General features: G+C 58.5%; 17 protein-coding genes and 1 riboswitch. Of the genes, 9 read left to right on the plus strand and 8 right to left on the minus strand.

Annotation, left to right across the window (positions count from 1 at the left end; genetic code table 11):
* Positions 1 to 3: 3 nt before the first annotated feature.
* The 4 genes from Q0106_RS02010 to Q0106_RS02025 are packed head-to-tail and all read right to left on the minus strand — an operon-like array spanning position 4 to position 3,880.
* A complete protein-coding gene (locus Q0106_RS02010; RefSeq protein ID WP_297608173.1) occupies positions 4 to 1,209 on the minus strand; it encodes a class I SAM-dependent methyltransferase in 1,206 nt (401 codons plus the stop codon).
* 29 nt (positions 1,210 to 1,238) lie between these two features.
* On the minus strand, positions 1,239 to 2,099 hold the full coding sequence (gene dapF, locus Q0106_RS02015; protein ID WP_297608176.1) for a diaminopimelate epimerase: 861 nt from the start codon (positions 2,097 to 2,099) through the stop codon (positions 1,239 to 1,241).
* A 21-nt stretch (positions 2,100 to 2,120) separates the two neighbouring features.
* A complete protein-coding gene (locus tag Q0106_RS02020; RefSeq protein ID WP_297608179.1) occupies positions 2,121 to 3,008 on the minus strand; it encodes a lysophospholipid acyltransferase family protein in 888 nt (295 codons plus the stop codon).
* On the minus strand, positions 3,008 to 3,880 hold the full coding sequence (locus tag Q0106_RS02025) for a lysophospholipid acyltransferase family protein (protein WP_297608182.1): 873 nt from the start codon (positions 3,878 to 3,880) through the stop codon (positions 3,008 to 3,010). Before Q0106_RS02025 ends, Q0106_RS02020 begins: the two co-directional genes overlap by 1 nt.
* A gap of 419 nt (positions 3,881 to 4,299) precedes the next feature.
* Here Q0106_RS02025 and metK point away from each other — a divergent pair, with 419 nt between their 5' ends.
* The 3 genes from metK (at position 4,300) to ahcY (ending at position 8,581) form a co-directional block, all read left to right on the plus strand.
* Positions 4,300 to 5,478: a methionine adenosyltransferase gene (gene metK / locus Q0106_RS02030; RefSeq protein WP_139688257.1), complete on the plus strand. Its 1,179-nt coding sequence runs from the start codon at positions 4,300 to 4,302 to the stop codon at positions 5,476 to 5,478.
* A 189-nt stretch (positions 5,479 to 5,667) separates the two neighbouring features.
* On the plus strand, positions 5,668 to 6,978 hold the full coding sequence (locus Q0106_RS02035) for a tryptophan--tRNA ligase (protein ID WP_297608186.1): 1,311 nt from the start codon (positions 5,668 to 5,670) through the stop codon (positions 6,976 to 6,978).
* Between the two features lie 83 nt (positions 6,979 to 7,061).
* A riboswitch (S-adenosyl-L-homocysteine riboswitch) is annotated at positions 7,062 to 7,160 on the plus strand.
* A gap of 20 nt (positions 7,161 to 7,180) precedes the next feature.
* On the plus strand, positions 7,181 to 8,581 hold the full coding sequence (gene ahcY, locus Q0106_RS02040; protein WP_297608189.1) for an adenosylhomocysteinase: 1,401 nt from the start codon (positions 7,181 to 7,183) through the stop codon (positions 8,579 to 8,581).
* A gap of 92 nt (positions 8,582 to 8,673) precedes the next feature.
* On the opposite strand, the gene Q0106_RS02045 is transcribed toward ahcY, so the two are convergent.
* Entirely contained in the window at positions 8,674 to 9,231 is a 558-nt protein-coding gene (locus Q0106_RS02045; RefSeq protein ID WP_297608192.1) for a 5-formyltetrahydrofolate cyclo-ligase, read from the minus strand.
* A 130-nt stretch (positions 9,232 to 9,361) separates the two neighbouring features.
* Here Q0106_RS02045 and Q0106_RS02050 point away from each other — a divergent pair, with 130 nt between their 5' ends.
* Together Q0106_RS02050 and Q0106_RS02055 are read left to right on the plus strand one after the other, a co-directional pair.
* A complete protein-coding gene (locus Q0106_RS02050; protein ID WP_297608194.1) occupies positions 9,362 to 11,734 on the plus strand; it encodes a lytic transglycosylase domain-containing protein in 2,373 nt (790 codons plus the stop codon).
* A gap of 18 nt (positions 11,735 to 11,752) precedes the next feature.
* Complete coding sequence (locus tag Q0106_RS02055) at positions 11,753 to 12,862, plus strand: CCA-adding protein (protein ID WP_297608197.1); 1,110 nt, start codon at positions 11,753 to 11,755, stop codon at positions 12,860 to 12,862.
* On the opposite strand, the gene Q0106_RS02060 is transcribed toward Q0106_RS02055, so the two are convergent.
* The gene (locus Q0106_RS02060) at positions 12,859 to 13,053 is read right to left on the minus strand and encodes a DUF2905 family protein (RefSeq protein ID WP_297608200.1); all 195 of its coding nucleotides are present in this window, start codon (positions 13,051 to 13,053) and stop codon (positions 12,859 to 12,861) included. The genes Q0106_RS02055 and Q0106_RS02060 overlap by 4 nt on opposite strands.
* A 75-nt stretch (positions 13,054 to 13,128) precedes the next feature.
* Here Q0106_RS02060 and Q0106_RS02065 point away from each other — a divergent pair, with 75 nt between their 5' ends.
* The 3 genes from Q0106_RS02065 (at position 13,129) to Q0106_RS02075 (ending at position 14,998) form a co-directional block, all read left to right on the plus strand.
* On the plus strand, positions 13,129 to 13,530 hold the full coding sequence (locus tag Q0106_RS02065; protein WP_297608203.1) for a dihydroneopterin aldolase: 402 nt from the start codon (positions 13,129 to 13,131) through the stop codon (positions 13,528 to 13,530).
* Positions 13,531 to 13,538: 8 nt separating this feature from the next.
* Entirely contained in the window at positions 13,539 to 14,417 is an 879-nt protein-coding gene (gene ttcA / locus Q0106_RS02070; protein WP_297608206.1) for a tRNA 2-thiocytidine(32) synthetase TtcA, read from the plus strand.
* A 152-nt stretch (positions 14,418 to 14,569) separates the two neighbouring features.
* Positions 14,570 to 14,998 carry a CBS domain-containing protein gene (locus Q0106_RS02075; protein WP_366139462.1) on the plus strand — a complete coding sequence of 143 codons (429 nt, stop codon included), beginning with the start codon at positions 14,570 to 14,572 and terminating at the stop codon, positions 14,996 to 14,998.
* A gap of 141 nt (positions 14,999 to 15,139) precedes the next feature.
* Here the strand turns inward: Q0106_RS02075 and ppk2 are convergent, their stop codons facing one another.
* Positions 15,140 to 16,360, minus strand: coding sequence for a polyphosphate kinase 2 (gene ppk2 / locus Q0106_RS02080; protein WP_297608212.1), 1,221 nt, complete (start codon positions 16,358 to 16,360; stop codon positions 15,140 to 15,142).
* 55 nt (positions 16,361 to 16,415) lie between these two features.
* Positions 16,416 to 17,336 carry a 16S rRNA (cytidine(1402)-2'-O)-methyltransferase gene (gene rsmI / locus Q0106_RS02085; RefSeq protein ID WP_297608215.1) on the minus strand — a complete coding sequence of 307 codons (921 nt, stop codon included), beginning with the start codon at positions 17,334 to 17,336 and terminating at the stop codon, positions 16,416 to 16,418.
* Between the two features lie 61 nt (positions 17,337 to 17,397).
* On the opposite strand from rsmI, the gene Q0106_RS02090 reads away from it, so the two are divergent.
* Positions 17,398 to 18,876, plus strand: coding sequence for a penicillin-binding protein activator (locus tag Q0106_RS02090; protein ID WP_297608218.1), 1,479 nt, complete (start codon positions 17,398 to 17,400; stop codon positions 18,874 to 18,876).
* Positions 18,877 to 18,979 lie beyond the last annotated feature (103 nt).

Genomic DNA, 18,979 nt, shown 5'->3' on the forward strand with positions numbered 1-18,979 from the left:
TTGTCAGGGCCGCACCGCGAGGCGCATGCCCTTCAGATATTCGCCTTCCGGACAAGTCATCAAAAGCGGATGATCCGCTCCCGCACCGAAACGCCCGGTTGCCCAGGCATTGAGTCCGGAGTCAATCACTGCACCGGCAACAATTTTCTGGAAAAGATCCACATCAATTGCACCGGAACAGGAGAACGTAAAGAGTTCGCCGCCCGGCTGCAGGAGTCTCAGCCCGTTGAGGTTGATGTCCTTGTAAGCCCTGGCCGCGCGTTCCACATGATAGTGGCTGGATGCGAACTTGGGCGGATCAAGAATCACGAGATCGAAGTGCTCGCCCGCGTCGCGAAGCCTCCTGAGGCAGGAAAAGACATCCTCGCACACCCATTCGGCCTTGCCGGCAAAGCCGTTGCGCGCAGCGTTGGCCTTCGCCATCTCAAGCGCCTCTTCGGAAGAGTCGACGGAAACCACTTCTTCGGCGCCTCCCTTGAGGAGCGCGAGCGAGAAGCCGCCCGTGTAGCAGAAGCAGTTGAGCGCGCGCATGCCGCGCCCGTGAATCCGGCGGAATTCCTCAGCGGCGGCCTGAGCCGCCAGACGGCTCTCGCGCTGGTCAATGTAGAAGCCCGTCTTATGCCCGATGCGGCAGTCAACGCCGTAGCGCACGCCGTCTTCGACCACTTCAATCGCTTCGGGCGGATTGTCGCCCGCAAGGAGCTCGGAACGGACTTCAAGGCCTTCGCGCCGGCGCGTAGCCGCATCAGAACGGTCATAGATGCCGCGGGCACCCGTGGCCTCCATCAGAAGGCGCCCCAGAAGCGGGCGATAGGCTTCAACGCCGGCTGACTGGAACTGCGTCACCAGCCAGTCGCCGTACTGGTCGACAATGAGGCCGGGAAGCCCGTCAGCTTCGCCGAAAATCAGACGAATCGCGTTCGTGCGGCTCCTGAGCGGCTCGCGAAAGAGAATGGCTTCCCTGACCTTGCGCTCAAACCACGCGTCATCGATGACCTCGTCTTCTCGATAGGACCAGCAGCGCGCCCTCAGCGTGGAGGCCGGCGAATACGCAGCCCAGGCGAGAAAACGCCCGTCGCGAGAAAGAACGCGCACCGTGTCACCCGCCATGGGCTTGCCGACCACACGCTCAACTGCAGTGTCGTATACCCAGGGGTGCCGACGAAGAAGGGACTTTTCCTTGCCCTTTTTCAGAATAAGGTCTGACATTTCTAAAATTTCCAGATTCAATCGCCAAATTAAATTTCAATGCTGCCCGTAAACACCACTTCAGCCGGGCCAATCAGGCTGAGCGCGGCGCCCGGGCCTTCCCAGGCGCAGGCAAGCGCCCCGCCCCGGGCCGAAAATTCAACCCGCCTGCCGAAAATGCCGCGCATGAGGCCTGCGGCCATCGCTGCGCTTGTTCCGGTACCGCAGGCAAGCGTCTCCCCGGGGCCTCGCTCCCAGACTCGGATTTTTGCTTTCTCGGCGCTTTCGACTTCAACGAATCCGACGTTGACACTTTCCGGGAAAGCCGGATGTTGCTGCAGGAACGGACCGATAAGGTCAATGCGTTCATGGTCAACATCATCCGTGAGGAGCGTTGCATGGGGATTTCCCATGCTCGTCACAGTGAATTCAATGTCGCGCTTGAGCGGCGTACAGTAAGCCTTCCAGACCGGAATCTGATTTTCAATCCGGCATTCAAGACCTTCAGGACGGAAGGGTATGTCTTCGGGCAGAAAGCGCGGTTCGCCCATATCGGCCACCATGCGGCCGTCAGGCTCCCGCTTCACGCAGATTTTTCCCTTCATCGTCTGAAACGGAATCGAGTCGCCCGAAGCGTAGCCCCGCTCAAGCGCAAAGCGCCCGATGCAGCGCGCGCCGTTGCCGCATTGCTCCACCTCATCGCCGTCGCTGTTGAAGATGCGGTATCGAAGCGGTTCGCCTTCCCTTTGGGGCGGGTCGAGCAGAAGCAGCTGATCCGCACCGATGCCGAATCGCCGGTCCGCCAGACGGCGCACAAGCTGAGGAGTTACCTCTACAGGCTCCGCCACGCGGTCGAGGACGATGAAGTCGTTCCCGGCCCCCTGCATCTTGGTGAAATGTAGCTCGGTCATTATTAAATTTTTAGATGAAAATCAATAAACAGAAGGTTCGCCCTCGGGCCGCGTCTTAAAGCGCCGGTGCACCCAGAGATACTGGTCCGGATGCCGGCGAATGTAGACTTCAAGCTCCTTATTGAGACGCATCGTATCGGCTTCGGGATCCCTGGTCGGGAAGTTCTCGAGGGGAGCGGAAATTTCAACGCGGTAGCCGTCTTCCGTCATGGTTGCAATGCACCAGACGACCTTTGCGCGCATCACGCGCGCAAGCCTCGAAACCATCGGGATCGTAGCGGCCTTCACGCCGAAAAAAGGCACGAAGATCGAATTTCTCGCGCCGTGATCCATATCGGGCAAATAGTAGAAAGGAAGGCCTTCGCGGATGTGCTTCATCACCGTTCTCAGATCATTGTCGCCGGTCTTGGCAATGAGCACCGGGTTGCTGAAGCGCAGCCGCCCCTCGAGCAGGGCTTTGTCCCAGACGGGATTGCTCTGCTTCTGATAGAGCGACACGCCGCGCACATAGGTATTGAGCGCAATGCCTGCAGCGTCGAGCCCTGCAAAATGAGGCGACACCACAATGATCGGACGATTCTCGGGATTGAGAAGATGCTGAAGTCCCTCGAATTTGACCAGAGCCTGCACCTCTTCCTTCGTGCCCGTCCAGAGCGTGCCGTGATCGATCGCTGCGCGCGCGAGACGCACGTAGACGCGGCGCGCAAGCTTGATACGCTCATCTTCAGAGAGCTCCGGGAAGCAAAGCCGCAGGTTGGTCAGAATGACGTGACGGCGTTTGGGCACGGCCTGCCAGAAAATCGCAGCTGCGCATCGCGCAAGCCCCCAGCGCGCGGGCATCGGCAAATGCCTGAACGAGCGGACAATACGCACCCAGGCACGGGAAAAAGCTTCATTAAGGGACGACATCAGCGATGAGCTCCTTCTTCAGGCGGCGGAGCACCTCTCGGACGTTTGTAGCGGTTGTAGCTCCAGGCATATTGTTCCGGCATCCGGCGAATAATGTGCTCAATCATCCTGTTCATGGCAAGCGCATCTTCATGGATGTCTCCAGTAAGCGGATCCGTCCACTCCTCGGCCTCCACTCTCCAGCCGTCCTCCCCGCGCACGCCCCAGGCAAAAATGCGGATGGCGTCAAACTGGTGAGCGACCTTGACGGGAAGCGTCATCGTATAGGCGGGCCTCCCGAAGAAAGAGGCCCAGACGCCTTCGCCCTTGCTCGGCACCTGATCCGGGAGCGCGCCGAAGGTATTGCCTTCGCGCAGGCTGCGGATGATGCGCTTGACGCCGATCAGCGTCGTGGGAACGGCTTCGATCCCCGGCGCCTGACGGGCATCGCCCACAACGGCGCGCAGAATCTTCTTTCTCGGCGGCCGATAGAGAATCGTGATGCGGCGGCCGGTTTCCTTGTAGAGCGTCCCGGCAAGCCAGACCGGAAGCACCTCGAAGCACCCGACGTGAGGCGTCATGAAGACGATCGGCCGACCGCTTCTCATGGCATCTCCGATCAGCTTCTCCGCTTTTTCGTCCGCATGCACGTGCTCAAGCACGGTTTCCACCGGACGGTACCAAACCCAGATGCTTTCCATCGCCTGGCGCCCGGCATTGCGGCCGACGCGGGCAAAAATGCTTTTATGCGTATATCCGGCCGCACACAGATTGGCGCGCGTACGCCGGCGATACCCTGGTGCGAGCCAGAAAACGAGTTCACCGATGAAGGCGCCGAAAAGCTGCAGGAAAGACAGCGGAAGTTTGGCAACGAGCGTGAGTAGCCTGTGCATGCGAAAGACAGTCTCCGATCCTGAAAGCGCAGCCCGCAGGGCTGAGCATTATTGCGGCGAATCATTAATTTTACTTGGCGCCCGGGACCTTTTTGCGCCATGAATCCGCGGCACTCATCGTTTTCTCGCTTAAGGGAAACGATAGCAGCATATAAAGCAAGCAATCACTCTCAATATTTCACTTGTTTACACGGAATCTTCGTCAAGGCTAATTGACATCTCACGCCGCCTTGCCTGACTCAAAAGAACCTCATTCGTCAGATTCCTTTAATTCTCCATGCGTTATCATTGCGCCCGATTCGCCGAGTTAACAGGACAACTTGCGGGGCGAACAAGAAATTCCGCTAAAGCGTCTCCCGCATGGAGCCAAGACCAATGCGCAGAGCGCTTCTCCTTCTCAATACTGGAGTTTTATGGCCATGGCCCACGAATATCTCTTTACTTCCGAATCCGTCAGCGAAGGTCATCCCGACAAAGTCGCAGACCAGATTTCTGACGCCGTTCTCGACGCCTGCCTCACCGAAGACCCGATGAGCCGCGTCGCCGCCGAAACGCTCTGCACCACCGGTCTCGTGGTGCTTGCCGGCGAAATCACGACAAACGCCAACGTCGACTACATCGGCCTCACGCGCAACGTTCTTAAGAAAATCGGCTACGACAATACCGACTACGGCATTGATCATCGCGGCTGCTCCGTGCTTGTCGGCTATGACAAGCAGTCTGCCGACATCAAGCAGGGCGTCGACCACGCAATGGACGACGAGCTCAACCTCGGCGCCGGCGACCAGGGCCTGATGTTCGGCTTTGCCTGCGATGAAACTCCGACGCTCATGCCGGCCCCGATCTACTACGCTCACCGCCTCATGGAGCAGCAGAGCAAGGTCCGCAAGAACGGCACTCTGCCCTTCCTGCGTCCCGACGCCAAGAGCCAGGTCACGATGCGCTACCGCGACGGCAAGCCCGTCGGCATCGACACGATCGTCATTTCCTCGCAGCACGCTCCGGAAATGTCCGACGGCACGAAGATGAAGCCCGAATTTACGGAAGCCATTGTTGAGAGCATCATCCGTCCGGTCATTCCTGCCGAATGGCTCAAGGACACGAAATTCCTCATCAATCCGACCGGCCGCTTCGTCGTCGGCGGTCCGCAGGGCGACTGCGGCCTCACCGGACGCAAAATCATTGTCGACACCTACGGCGGCTACTGCCCGCACGGCGGCGGCGCCTTCTCTGGCAAGGACGCCACCAAGGTCGACCGCTCCGCCGCCTATGCCTGCCGCTATGTCGCGAAGAACATCGTCGCCTCCGGTCTCGCCACCTACTGCCTGGTGCAGGTCGCCTACGCGATCGGCGTTGCCGAACCGATGAACGTTACGGTCTTCACCAACGGCACGGGCCGCATCCCGGACGAGGAAATCGCTGCGCTCGTGCGCAAGCACTTCGATCTGCGCCCCCGCGGCATCATTCAGATGCTCGATCTGCGCCGTCCGATCTTCTCGAAGACCGCCGCCTACGGCCACTTCGGCCGCGAAGAGCCGGAATTCACCTGGGAAAAGACCGATAAGGCCGAAGCCCTCAAGGCCGCTGCCGGACTCTAAAAGCCCTCGCAGACGCCTTTCTCGGAAGAGGGTCTTCATAAGACGCCTCATCTGATACGCCAACGGGCGGCGCATCCTTCGACAGAAAGGACGCCGCCCGTTCTCTATTCCGCCGTATGATTTCTTCTTTACGGCAATGTTCCGGCCGTCTGACGGCCGGGAATCCTCTCATTCGATTCTTTTCAAGCGATGACCAAAAAACGCGTTCTCACCGGCATCAACACCACCGGAACCCTGCATATCGGCAACTACGTCGGCGCCATCCGTCCGGCCATTCAGGACAGCCGCGATCCCAACGTTGAGAGCTTCTTCTTCCTCGCGGATCTGCACGCACTCATCAAGTGCCAGGATCCTGCCCGCATTGAAAGAAGCCGCATGCAGATTGCCGCGACCTGGCTTGCCGCAGGCCTTGATCCGGAACGCGTCACGCTCTACCGCCAGAGCGACATTCCTGAAATCCCGCTGCTCTGCTGGATGTTCGACTGCGTCATGAGCAAGGGGCTCCTCAATCGCGCGCACGCCTATAAGGCCGCCGTCGATGCCGCCACTGCCGCCGGCAAGGACCCGGACGCGGATGTCTCCATGGGACTCTTTTCCTATCCGGTGCTGATGGCTGCGGACATTCTGATGTTCAATGCGGAAGAAGTTCCCGTCGGCCACGACCAGCTCCAGCACCTCGAAATGGCCCGCGACGCCGCTCAGCGCTTCAACAACCTCTACGCCACGCCCGAGCATCCCTTCTTCGTGCTGCCGCAGGCAACGGGCGGCAGCAGCATCGAAGTGCTCCCGGGGCTCGACGGGCGCAAGATGAGCAAGTCCTACAACAACGTCATTCCGCTCTTTGAAGGCGGCCGCGCAGCGCTTGATGCCGCCATTGCGCGCATCGTCACCGACAGCCGGGCGCCGGGAGAGCCGAAGGACCCCGACAGCACCTCGCTCACCGTCATCTTCGACGCATTCGCCACGCCCGAAGAGCGTGAGAACTTCCGTGCGGAACTGCGTTCCGGCCTCGGATGGGGCGAAGCCAAAAAGCGTCTCGCCGACCAGATCGACCGCGAGATTGGCCCGATGCGCGCCCGCTATGAAGAGCTGATGGCTCATCCTGCTCAGGTTGAAGAAATTCTGCAGGAAGGCGCCCGCAAGGCGCGTCTCATTGCAACGCCCTTCATGGCCGAACTTCGTCATGCCGTGGGCCTCAGAAGCTTCACCGAAATTGCCGCCCCTCAGGCAGCAAAAAAGAAAGCGCAGAAAGTGCAGCGCGCGACCTTCAAGCAGTACAGGGAAAAGGACGGGCGCTTCTACTTCAAGCTCATTTCCGCGGCGGGCGACGAGCTTCTCCTTTCTGAGGGCTTTGAGTCCGGGCGGGATGCCGGCATGTGGGTCGGCCGCCTGAAAAAGGAAGGCGCTGCGGCCCTCGAGGGCGCTCCGGTGAGCCTCCTCGACGGCATCACGCGGGATGCGGTCGAGGCAGCCCTCCTCTCCTTCAGCGAAGAAGAGTAATTTTTCATAAGAATCAATAAATGAAGGCGGCTATAATGCCGCCTTCATCGCATCCGGGGAATATTCTCCGGCATGGGGACCAGGGGTTCGAGGAGCGCTGCGACGGAGTTTCCTCACACGGGACTTCGCGAGGCTCGAGCCGCTTGCGTCCGCATCCGCATTTCCAACGGCGCTCTCCTTCTTTCTTCTTTCAAGACGACAAATGGACGCTACTGAAAACTACGTCATCGCCGACCTTGGTCTTGCCGACTGGGGCCGCAAGGAAATTCAGATTGCCGAGGTGGAAATGCCCGGCCTCATGGCTATCCGGCGCGAATATGCCGCGAGCCAGCCGCTGAAGGGCGCCCGCATCTCCGGATCGCTCCACATGACCATTCAGACCGCAGTGCTCATCGAAACGCTGACGGCGCTTGGTGCTGAAGTCCGCTGGGCGAGCTGCAACATCTTCTCCACGCAGGATCACGCCGCTGCCGCCATCGTGAAGGACGGCGTCCCGGTTTTTGCGCGCAAGGGCGAGACGATCGAGGAGTACTGGGCCTATACGCACCGCATCTTCGAGTGGCCCGACGGCGGCTACTCCAACATGATCCTTGATGACGGCGGCGACGCTACGCTGCTCCTTCATCTCGGCTCCCGCGCTGAAAAAAATCCGGAAGTCATCGCGCACCCGACGAGCGACGAGGAAACCGCTCTCTTTGCCGCCATCCGCGAGCACCTCGCTGTCGACCCCGCCTGGTATTCAAAGCGCCTCGAAAAGATCCTCGGCGTTTCTGAAGAAACGACCACCGGCGTGCACCGCCTCTACCAGATGAATGAGCGCGGCGAGCTGCGCATCCCCGCCATCAACGTGAACGACTCCGTCACGAAGTCCAAGTTCGACAACCTCTACGGCTGCCGCGAATCGCTCGTCGACGGCATCAAGCGCGCGACCGACGTCATGGTCGCCGGCAAAGTCGCCGTGGTGGTCGGCTACGGCGATGTAGGCAAGGGCTGCGCTCAGGCCCTCCGCGCTCTTTCCGCTCAGGTCTGGGTGGTGGAAATCGATCCGATCTGCGCGCTTCAGGCCGCGATGGAAGGCTACCGCGTCGTCACGATGGACTTTGCCAAGGACAAGGCCGACATCTTCGTCACCGCTACGGGCAATGTCCGCGTCATCACGCACGACCACATGATCGCGATGAAGAATGAAGCGATCGTCTGCAACATCGGTCACTTCGACAGCGAGATTGATGTCGCTTCGATGCGTCAGTACAAGTGGGAAAACATCAAGCCGCAGGTCGACCACATCACGCTCCCGTCGGGCAACCGCATCATCCTTCTCGCGGAAGGCCGCCTTGTGAACCTCGGCTGCGCCACGGGCCATCCCTCCTATGTGATGAGCTCCTCCTTCGCCAATCAGACGCTCGCGCAGATTGAACTCTTCTGCCATCACGACAAATATCCCGTCGGCGTCTACATCCTTCCGAAGCACCTGGACGAAAAGGTGGCTCGCCTTCAGCTCACGAACCTCAATGCAGAGCTTTCCGTGCTTACGGACGAACAGGCCGCCTACATCGGCGTCAGGAAGGAAGGTCCCTACAAGTCGGAAAACTACCGCTACTAATCGAGGGAAGCCGGATTCCCTGCGGCCTTAATCAAAGCCGCACGGATCATTGAAAGTGCCCGGAAGAGCCAGTTCTCTTTCCGGGCATTCTTTTAGAAAATTCCGATATCCGTGATGATGAGGTCAAGCGGCAGATCATGCGGTTCGAAAAGAGATTCATCCACCTCATTGACCCCGTAGGCAATGCCGAGGAGTCTGGGAGAAACGCCTGACCCGAGGAGCCCCGAGATGTAGCGGTCAAAGTAGCCGCCGCCGTATCCGAGCCTTCTTCGAGAACGCGTCCAGCCGAGGCAGGGAATGAGAAGCACATCGGGGATCACGCAGGCGCCGCTTCCTGGCCCCGGAATGCCGGCGGCATCCGCTGCAAGCTTCTCGCGAGGATCCCATAGCCGGTATTCCATGCGCGAAGCTTCCCGATCCGTGCACCAGGGAAGCGCCAGGGCTCTCGCTCCGTCAGCGGCCCGCCACTCATCAAGCAGAGAATTGATGTCGGGTTCGCTCCCTATCGGCTGATACGTACCGAGAGTGAGCACGCGGCGCTCCTGCGACAATGCGCGGGAAATCATCCTCAGGAGCCCTGCGTGCGCCTCCATGCCGGCCTTTCGCCTAAGTTCCCCCATGCGTTTGCGAACTGTCTGCTTTTCCGGCATTTTGAGAATTCTCCTGAGAGAAAAGGCTTTTCCTGTCCGATCCTTCAAAAGGAGGAGGAGAGGCTGAAGTACTCCCCGCTATATTAGGATCCTCTTTCCGGTTTATGTGTTTTGCGGTTTATCCCCACTGATGCGCTGCTCCCATCTTCTTGCCTTGCTTCTCTTCTGCATCTCTTCTGCGCACGGGACATCCGCGGCAGCTGAAAGCAATGAGCAGCCGGCGATCAATACAACCGAATCCCTCCCGGCAGACCATTCAGAAGGAGCACAGCATCGCCGCATCGTCATCGCGCCCTCGCTCATTTCCATTCCGATTGCGGAGCGGCTGCAATCGCTTCGCGACCGCGAGGACAACCTGACGGTATGGCCTGAAGAATCTGCTGTCGGCGTGAATCCCAGGGAAATCTTCGACCGCGTCGACAAAGCTTTTGAAACGTTCTCAAGGGACAACGACACTAAAGAAGCCGCCGCTGGCGAAGCTGCTGATGCAGCGGCCCAGGTAACAGCGTCCCTGATTGAAGAGCCTGTTTCCGACCCGCTCGACGATGCGCTCCTTCTGCCTCACCCGGAAGCTCTGGACTATGTGTTTCTCGAAGCCAGAAACGCTTTTTCGCAGGGACGCCTCTCGGATCTTGAAGAAATTCTGCCGCTTCTTTCCGGGCATGAATTAAGCGCCTACCCGGAACTCTGGCGCCTGATTCTTCTCCTTAAGCAGGCCCCCGATGACCCGGCAGTCAATTTGGAATTTGAGCGCTTCCTTGCGCTTCACCGCAATGAATACATTGCGGAAAACGCGCTTCATGAATACCTGAAGATCGAAGCGGAAAGACTCAGCGCGGAAAGCTTCACGAAGCTCTACAGCCAGCTCGTCTGGAATCAGGATGATCCGGACCTGCGGGCGTGGAATGCAATTCACCGCCTCCAGTCCGCGGCCGGGAAGAAAGCCCGGGAAGAGGAGCTCCGTGCAGCGAAGCTTCTCTATCGCGACTCGGGTTCCCTTGCGAAGGAGTCCTATCAGCGACTCGGGGATGCCATAGCCCGGGAAGACCGTTCATGGCTCTGGACGCGCGTTGTAGTGCTTCTGCAAAAAAGCGGCGGCGGGAAGGAAATCAAGCGGGTTCTTGCCGAACTCCCACGCCCGGAACTGCCAGCATCCATCAGGGAACTTCATGAAATCCTGGATCGACCGAATGCGTGGCTTCGGCGGCAAAAAAAGCTCGAACGCGTTCCCGCTCGTCTCGCCGTTTTTGCATCGCTGCGCCTTTCGCGCACGGATCCGGCTGCGGCAGCCCGGCTGGCTGAAGCTGCAGTAGACCCTAAGGCAGGGAGCTTCTGGAAATCACTCGTCTGGTCCCGCATCGGCTTCACAGCCATGTCCCGGCTCGATCCGCGCGCACTCAGCTGGTTTGCCAGAGCCGGATCCGATCTCTCACGCATGCCTTACGCCGTCTCGTCGCCCGAGCAACTGAAGGCCTGGCGGGCACGCGCGGAACTGAGGGCAGGAAACTGGTATTCCCTCAGCAAAGCCATCGACGGCATGAATGAAGCCTCCCGCAGCGAGGAAGTCTGGACATACTGGAAGGGGCGTTCTTATGCGGCGCGCGGCCTCAATGACCTCGCCCGCACGGAATATGAAAAGATCGCCAACCGCATCACTTTCTACGGAAAGCTCTCCGCTGATGCGCTCGGCCGCCCCTACGCGTTCTCCCATCCGCCGAAGGAAATGCCGAAAGCGTCTGAAATCGCTCAATGGGGAAACAATCCTTCCATACGCCGCGCCGAAGTGCTCTACCGCATGCAGCTTTACCGGGAGGGCCATCGGGAATGGAACTGGGCCATGCGGGGCATCAGCCCCTATGAGTCGATTGCGCTTGCAGCCTACGCACGCCAGGAGCGGCTGGTGCACCGCATGATTAATACCAGCATGAAAAGCGGCACCGAACTTGTCGTCGTCGAACAGCGCTTCCCCAGACCTCATGCAGAACTCATTGAGCGCGTGAGCAGAGCTCAGGAACTTCCGGCCTCCTGGGTCTATGGACTGATCCGCCAGGAGTCCCGCTTTATACCGGCGGTAAGCTCATCCGTAGGCGCACGCGGACTGATGCAGCTCATGCCGGGCACTGCATCCTGGACCGCCCGACAGCTTGGCATCGAGCACTATGATGAAGGGCGCAACCTCACGGAACTTGAGATGAACCTTGTGCTCGGTTCTGCCTATCTGCATATGCTCTATGCCGATTCGGGCGAAAGCTTCATCCTGGCGACAGCCGCATACAATGCCGGACCTCGCCGCGCCCGCATCTGGAGAAACACTCTCTCTGATGCAATGGAAGCCGCCGTCTTCATCGAAACCATCCCCTACTTTGAAACCCGGGAGTATGTGAAGAATGTGCTTGCCAATATGCAGACCTATTCCATGCTGACGGGCGAGCCGATTAAAAATTTCACCAGCTTTCTCGGCAAAGTCACCCCCAGCCTCGTAGAGGCTAAAGATCTTCCCTGACTCTCTCGAGGACCCGATATGCAGATTTATTCCGTCGGCGGCTTCGTCCGCGATACGCTGCTCAGGCGCCGGGGATTCCCGGCAGTCCCGGGCGACCATGACTGGGTTGTCGTCGGCGAAACGCCTGAATCCATGATTGAGCGCGGCTTTCTTCCCGTGGGCGAAGACTTCCCTGTTTTCCTGCATCCCAAAACGCACGAAGAATATGCCCTTGCGCGCACAGAGAGAAAAACCGCGCCCGGCTATCACGGCTTCGTGTTTCATGCCTCATCCGATGTAACGCTCGAGGAAGACCTGCGGCGCCGGGATCTGACGATTAATGCAATCGCCATGGATGAACATGGTCAGCTATACGATCCCTATGGAGGCGCCGAAGACATTGCCCGCGGCATCATCCGTCATGTGAGCGAAGCCTTCAAGGAAGATCCGGTCCGCATCCTGCGCGTCGCGCGATTCGCCGCACGCTTTCCGGGATTCTCCATTGCGCCGGGAACCATGACGCTCATGCGGGAAATGGTCGATTCCGGCGAAGCAGATGCGCTTGTCCCCGAACGCGTGCTTCAGGAATTCATAAAGGGACTCTCTGCTCCCGTCCCCTGCCGGATGCTCGACGTGCTGATTGAATGCGGCCTCTGGCACAGGCTCTACCCGGAAATCAAGCTCTCCGGCACTGTCCGGGCCCGCCTTTACCGGACCTGCCGCGAAGGCCTCCCGACTTCTCTGCGGCTCGCCGCGCTTGTTTCCGGCTTGCCGGACGGCAGTCAGGCAAAAGGCTTCCTATCCCGTCTGCGCGCAAGTGCTGAAGCACAGGATCTTGCCAAAATTCTCGGCGACTCAATGGAGGCGCTCGCAGAGCTCTCAACGCCGGAAAATGTCTCGAGCTTCTTTCAGCGTTACGACGCGGTGCGCAGGCCGGCAAGAATGACCCTGCTGCTCGCCTTCCGCGCCAGGGCGCTTCCTGAAGCAGCGCATGGGAAAGCACCGGACGCATTGCTGCGCGCCGCTCTGTCGGCATGGTGCGGCATTGATGCCGGGAGCATCGCCCGCAGCGCACCGACGCCGAGAGACATCCCGCCGCGCGTGCTTGCCGCCCGTACGGAAGCCGTTGCAGCGCTCTGGCCGCACTAGAAAAGCAGCTTCCCTAAAACGAGCGCGAACACGGCAAGGAGAATCGTGCTCATAAAGGGAAGCTCTATCCTGCGGCCGAGAATGGAAAAATTCAGGTCGCCCGGAAGCCTTCCGAGACCGAAACGCCTCAGCTGAGGCATGGCGCCCAAGAGCAGAAGCAGAATGATGAAAATAACAAGAGCCCAACGCATGATTGGACTCATTCTAACGGACGCCGGGAGGCGCCCTAGAATGCGTGTTTTCCTCTTCCGTGCTTCGGATTATCCATGCCTCACACTTCACCGGAAAGCCTGCGATTCACCTGCCGAAGGATTTTCATCCGCGGCCTGAAGCTTTCCTGCCGTATCGGCGCGTATGAGAACGAACGCATCAACCCGCAGACCGTCCTCGTAGACTGCGATCTTTGGGTTCGCCTGTCCGCATCCACAAGCGCACGAGACAATCTCGCAGACGTCCTCAACTACGACCTGGCCGTTGATGCCATCCGCAAGGCGGCATCAGGAGAGCACATAGATCTTCAGGAAACACTCGTCGATCGAATGACGAAAGCACTTGCCGCACTCCCCGGCGTAGAGCTCGTGCGGGTTGCCACGGCAAAACCTGAAGCCTATCAAGATGCCGACGCCGTCGGCATTGAGTCCTGGCGAGTTCCGGAAAATCGCACTTAACACCATCCATGTCCGACACCATTCCCATCTACAGCACCCCGACCGGCGAAACGCCGCCTAATGAGCGCAACCGCAAATCCGTTTCCCAGAAAAAACTGGAAAAGCGCGTCGTTCGACTAACAGCACAGGCGATTACCGATTTCGGCATGATCAACGAAGGCGATAAGGTCATGGTGGCCATGAGCGGAGGCAAAGACAGCTACGTGCTGCTCGATACGCTTAAGACCCTTCAGTCGCGCGCTCCAATCCATTTCGATCTCCTCGCCGTCAATGTGCACCAGCACATTCCGCACTTTCCGCTCGACGAACTCAAGCGCCAGCTTGAAGCTTCAGGCGTCCCCTATCACATTGAGGATCAGGACACGAACTCCCTGATTCAGAAGCTGATTCCGGAAGGCAAGAACGTTTGCTCGCTCTGCGCGCGCCTGCGCCGCGGCATTCTCTACCGTGTAGCGCGCGAACAGGGCTGCAACAAGATTGCCCTCGGCCATCACATGGACGACATCGTCAGCACGCTGCTCCTCAATCTTTTCTACGGCGGCCGTCTGAAGGCAATGCCCCCCGTACTCATGAACGACCGCAAGGAGTGCGTCGTCATCCGACCGCTCGCCTATGTTCGCGAGGCCGAAACGGAGAAGCTCGCGAAAATCCGCGGCTATCCGCTTGCAGCCAAGGGCATCTGCGGCGCAGGTGAAAATCTCAAGCGTCAGGAAATCAAGGCGCTCATGAAAAGCTGGGACCGTGAATTTCCCGGCCGCATTTACAACATCTTCATGAGCCTCACGCGCGTCTCGCCCTCGCACCTTATGGATCAGAGGCTCTACGACTTCCGGAACTTCAGGTTCCTGCTTCCCGACCCGTCGCAGCAGGCAACTGAGGACGAATAAGGCTATCTATGCAACATTCTTGTACCGGCGACTTCGCTAGAATCGTTGCTGCTTCAAACTTTCCGACACCCGCCTGCGCGTACCTGGCGGATCAACTTTAAGAAATACGACAACGTCATCAAATGAGAACTCGATCGCTCAAAGTAATTGACATGGCCGTTCATCAAGTGGCCACCACCACGCCGCAACAAACGATTCATGACTGCGCGCTTCAGATGCGCCGCGAACATGTCGGCAGCCTTGTTGTTGTGGATGAAGATGCCAAACCGATCGGCATGATTACAGACCGCGACATCACCATTGAGGGTGTCGCACTTGGTCGCAATCTGAACGAAGCGACTGTCGGTGATCTGATGACAACGCCGGTCGTGACTTCCACTGAAAATGAAGGCATGGTCATGGCGCTTGCGCGCATGCGCGAAAACGGCATCCGTCGCCTTCCTATCGTCGACGATTCCGGCCGTCTCGTGGGCGTCGTCACCAACTCCAACCTCATCAAGGAACTCTCTGAACTTCTCGATGGGCTGGTCCGAAACATCAGTTCGTCAAAGACCCGGGAGGTCGCCCTGCGTTCGGAATAACCGTACGTAAATCGACCCGCCCCGCATAAAAAACGCCGGACATTGAATTCCGGCGTTTTTTTATTCTTCATGTTCCACGTGAAACATCTCTACGCAGGAAATGCGACGATGTTCCACGTGAAACATTCTCAGATTCGCGTCTTACTTCTTTTTCTTTTTTTCGGAGCCGAGGCGCGGAATGGAAGGCGGAACGAAATCTCCGGACTGAAGTGCAGAGACTCTGCTTTCCGCAGTTTCAAACATTGAACTTGCCCGGCCGACAATCAGCGGATCCACCGCGCCAATAGCCTTCAGGTCGCGTTTGGCATAAGGGATCTGCCGCAGCACATAGCGCATGGCGTTCAGGCGGGCCCGCTTCTTATCGTCGGACTTGATGACCGTCCAGGGCGCTTCAGGCGTATCGGTAGCAAAGAACATTGCTTCCTTGGCGCGCGTATAGTCGTCCCACTTGTTGCGCGACGCTTCATCAATCGGCGAAAGCTTCCAGCGCTTGAGCGGCGACACCTTGCGCTCGCGGAAGCGCCGATCCTGCTCCTCACGCGAAACCGAGAACCAGAACTTGATCACATAGGTTCCGGAGCGCACCAGATTGCGTTCAAATCCGGGGACTTCGCGCATGAATTCATAGTATTCATCATCGGTGCAGAACCCCATCACGCGCTCGACGCCGGCACGGTTGTACCAGGAGCGGTCAAAGAAGACCATTTCCCCGCGCGTGGGGAGATGCTCCACATAACGCTGGAAATACCACTGCCCCTGTTCGCGTTCGGTCGGCTTTTCCAAAGCCACCACGCGGGCGCCTCGGGGATTGAGATGCTCCATGAAGCGCTTGATGGTTCCGCCCTTGCCTGCAGCATCGCGGCCTTCAAAAATAATGACAACCTTTTGCCCTGTCTCCTTCACCCAGGCCTGGAGCTTCAAAAGTTCAACCTGAAGCTTGAACTTTTCCTCTTCGTAAACACTGCGGCGCAGCCGATTAATGTACGGATACGCACCGTTGAGCCAGTTGGGGTTGAGCTGATTCTCCTCAGCCTCCCGATCCTTTTCCTTTTTGCTCTGCCGGGAGGAAATGCGATCAATCAGATCCGTCAGAATGGCAAAGCGGTCTTTTTCAGACTGCCCGTTGAGGATCTCATGAATGAGCTCCTCCTTGCGGGTATAGGCGCTCGCCGTGCGCTTCAACTTGATGTGATTCACCACATCGCGCACATTTCGAAACCGCGGCGGACGATCGAGCTTTTCATTGACATACGGCGGTTCTTCGCGCTTCTTTTTAGAAGACGCCGCATCTTCTTTCTGAAGAGGTTCCGATTCCGCGGCAGAAGGGGGCTGAGTGGGATTGTTTTTATTTTCTTCAGTCATTTTTCAAATCCATATGAGGGGGTTGAGGCGGACTTTCTGCCGGCACAGATCAATATCAATCTGAAGAAGAGCCGGCGGCATCCCGCTCATGGATGAGCCAGGCATAAATCTCCTGACGGGGAATCCCCGTGCGACGGGCTGCGATGGCGGCAAGTTTGGATGCCGGCATTTCCGATGCGAGATCGCGCAGCCATGCCTCAGCTTCCGCTGTAAGTCCCTCCTCTTTAGGAGGTTCTTCATCCACAAGAACAACATACTCCCCGCGGGGGTCATGCGTCGATGCGAATTTCCCGAGGTCTCCCGCATTCATGGCGGATATGGTTTCGAATTTCTTGGTGAGTTCCCGCGCCACAACCACGCGCCGCCCGGGAGAGAGTACTTGAGCTAAATCTTCGAGCAGAGCCAGAATTCTGTGGGGAGCTTCATACAAAACAAAGGGTTCCCGTCGCGAACGGAGCGCCTCGACGGCCTGCCGGCGCGCCTTGGGCTGCGGGGGAAGAAATCCGATAAACGCAAAGCCTGGCCCCAGAAGTCCGGAAGCAGACAGCGCAGTAACGGCAGCTGAAGGTCCCGGCACAGGAATAACACGCCTGCCAACACTATGCAGATACTCCACCACGCGCGCTCCGGGATCAGACACGGCAGGAGTGCCCGCATCCGTCACCATTGCTACACGCTTGCCTTCAGCAAGAAGGGCCTCAATTTGCTCCGCTCCGTGCCGTTCGTTATGCTCACGAACAGAAATCAGCCTTGCATCTATTCCAAAGCGCTCAAGAAGCTTTCTTGTTTCCCGGGTATCTTCCGCTGCGATGACATCCGCACGTGAAAGAACCCAGAGCGCGCGCAGCGTAATGTCGCCCATATTGCCGATTGGTACGCCCACGATGTAGAGGCACGCGGCTGGCAGTTCCTGCTGAGGCAGTCCTGCCGCCTTCATCAGCACATCATCGGACCAAAGATTATTTAGGGAATTCATGCCGTTTTCTCGTCGTTCTTTTGTTGCTTGCCTGAGTTTTCTGGCGGCTGCCGGCTCGTGCATGGCCTCGGATGCTTCCGCGCCGCTCACTGCTGCGGAAGTCGCCGCCCCATCGCGACAGCTTACCTTCGCTCTCCTTATGCCGCCTGAAGACTCGCCGGTTCATGCGGCAGCACGCATTGTCGGCAACGGTCTGCTGGCTGCAAACCAGACGAGTGCTCGTCCGGCCAATATTCTCGTGATTGAAGCTCAGAAAGGCTCTTCCATTGAAGAGCAGCTCCAGGCCGCAGCGCTTGCAGGGGCGGATGCCGTCATCGGACCGATTGAACGTGAAGCAGTAACACGTCTTGCTGATTTGCCCTCGCTGCCGCTCCCCGTCGTTGCCCTCAATTCTCCTGAAGGCACGACGAGTCAGTATCCCCCGAAACTCATCATTCTTTCTATTTCCACGGAAGCCGAAGCCGAATGGATTGCCAGGCTTGCAATCAGGGCGCTCCCCGCGCAAACGGAAGAGGGCACGCTCCCGAAGGTGGCGATCATTGCCGGAAGCGCGCCCTGGGAAACAAGGATTGCCGAAGCCTATGCCCGTACGCTTACTCATGCAGGCATTCAATACGAAATCCAAAGACTTGATCCGGAAAAACTCTCCGAACTTCAGGCTCATTTTGAACCCGTCCTCAAGGAGGAAGACGAGCAAAAGCTCAATGCGCTCGCCCATGAGCAGCTTGCCAAGGCAGAATCGGAGAGCGATCGCAAGCGCATATCCCGCGCCATTGCCAATATGCGCCGCACGAAGATTGCTACAGCAGAGCCGCCGTTCCAGGCAGCGCTTTTCGCGCTGAGCGCCCAGGAAGCAAGCCTCGTAAGGAATCGATTGCCGCTGCGCATGCGGGTCTGGTCAACCTCTGCCACGAATCCGGGAGATCCTGCCACGAGTTCGACAGCAACCACCCTCGCCTACGATCTCGAAAAGCTCGTTTTCAGTGAATGCCCTCTCGTCGTTCGCTACGACGCGCAAAGCTTTGAAGCCCGCTTTGAAACGGCAATGCCCTATTCCCTCTCCGCCAAGAGGCTCTTTGCGCTCGGTGCAGATGCCCGGGAAATTGCGGCTCAATGGTCGCAGCTTCGCACGCAGATCCAGTATCACGGAGAGACGGGCAGCCTTGAACTCAACAGACTTAAAAGCCCTGTTATTACCCGGGAGCCGCAAAGCGTCATTGTGCGCAGCGGCAGACTCGTAGAAGTGCCGCAGGATGTCGTTGCAAACACAACACTGCCGAATATTGAACCTCCGCCGGATCCGGCAACGATGACGTTCGTTCCGGTGAAGGAAGTCGAGCACGATGTTCGACGCGAATCTGTGAAGGGCATTGTGATCTCCGACCCGGGCCCCGGACCTGCCCCGACGCCGATGCTGCAGAAGGCATTGCCGGCAAGCACGCCTTCACCGGAAGCGCCAGCAGCGCCGTCGCTCGGCGGCGTGCCGCTCTCAGGCGAAACGATCACCCCGAGCGAAATGTCTGAAACGCCGCAGCTCTGACGCGTTTTCTTTCGGGCAGAATGCCGGACACGCCTCAATGCATCCGGCATCCAGGGGCCGGCAAAATAAACTGCCGGCCCTTTTGTCTTCAACCCACTTCATC

The organism is uncultured Sutterella sp. (assembly GCF_937923675.1).
Classification (GTDB): Bacteria; Pseudomonadota; Gammaproteobacteria; order Burkholderiales; family Burkholderiaceae_F; genus Sutterella.

What these genes read in the sequence shown, in the direction of transcription:
- Q0106_RS02010 (WP_297608173.1), bottom strand. Translation starts at nt 1,209, where the DNA reads ATGTCAGACCTTATTCTGAAAAAGGGCAAGGAAAAGTCCCTTCTTCGT.
- dapF (WP_297608176.1), bottom strand. Translation starts at nt 2,099, where the DNA reads ATGACCGAGCTACATTTCACCAAGATGCAGGGGGCCGGGAACGACTTC.
- Q0106_RS02020 (WP_297608179.1), bottom strand. Translation starts at nt 3,008, where the DNA reads ATGTCGTCCCTTAATGAAGCTTTTTCCCGTGCCTGGGTGCGTATTGTC.
- Q0106_RS02025 (WP_297608182.1), bottom strand. Translation starts at nt 3,880, where the DNA reads ATGCACAGGCTACTCACGCTCGTTGCCAAACTTCCGCTGTCTTTCCTG.
- metK (WP_139688257.1), top strand. Translation starts at nt 4,300, where the DNA reads ATGGCCCACGAATATCTCTTTACTTCCGAATCCGTCAGCGAAGGTCAT.
- Q0106_RS02035 (WP_297608186.1), top strand. Translation starts at nt 5,668, where the DNA reads ATGACCAAAAAACGCGTTCTCACCGGCATCAACACCACCGGAACCCTG.
- ahcY (WP_297608189.1), top strand. Translation starts at nt 7,181, where the DNA reads ATGGACGCTACTGAAAACTACGTCATCGCCGACCTTGGTCTTGCCGAC.
- Q0106_RS02045 (WP_297608192.1), bottom strand. Translation starts at nt 9,231, where the DNA reads ATGCCGGAAAAGCAGACAGTTCGCAAACGCATGGGGGAACTTAGGCGA.
- Q0106_RS02050 (WP_297608194.1), top strand. Translation starts at nt 9,362, where the DNA reads ATGCGCTGCTCCCATCTTCTTGCCTTGCTTCTCTTCTGCATCTCTTCT.
- Q0106_RS02055 (WP_297608197.1), top strand. Translation starts at nt 11,753, where the DNA reads ATGCAGATTTATTCCGTCGGCGGCTTCGTCCGCGATACGCTGCTCAGG.
- Q0106_RS02060 (WP_297608200.1), bottom strand. Translation starts at nt 13,053, where the DNA reads ATGCGTTGGGCTCTTGTTATTTTCATCATTCTGCTTCTGCTCTTGGGC.
- Q0106_RS02065 (WP_297608203.1), top strand. Translation starts at nt 13,129, where the DNA reads ATGCCTCACACTTCACCGGAAAGCCTGCGATTCACCTGCCGAAGGATT.
- ttcA (WP_297608206.1), top strand. Translation starts at nt 13,539, where the DNA reads ATGTCCGACACCATTCCCATCTACAGCACCCCGACCGGCGAAACGCCG.
- Q0106_RS02075 (WP_366139462.1), top strand. Translation starts at nt 14,570, where the DNA reads ATGGCCGTTCATCAAGTGGCCACCACCACGCCGCAACAAACGATTCAT.
- ppk2 (WP_297608212.1), bottom strand. Translation starts at nt 16,360, where the DNA reads ATGACTGAAGAAAATAAAAACAATCCCACTCAGCCCCCTTCTGCCGCG.
- rsmI (WP_297608215.1), bottom strand. Translation starts at nt 17,336, where the DNA reads ATGAATTCCCTAAATAATCTTTGGTCCGATGATGTGCTGATGAAGGCG.
- Q0106_RS02090 (WP_297608218.1), top strand. Translation starts at nt 17,398, where the DNA reads ATGGCCTCGGATGCTTCCGCGCCGCTCACTGCTGCGGAAGTCGCCGCC.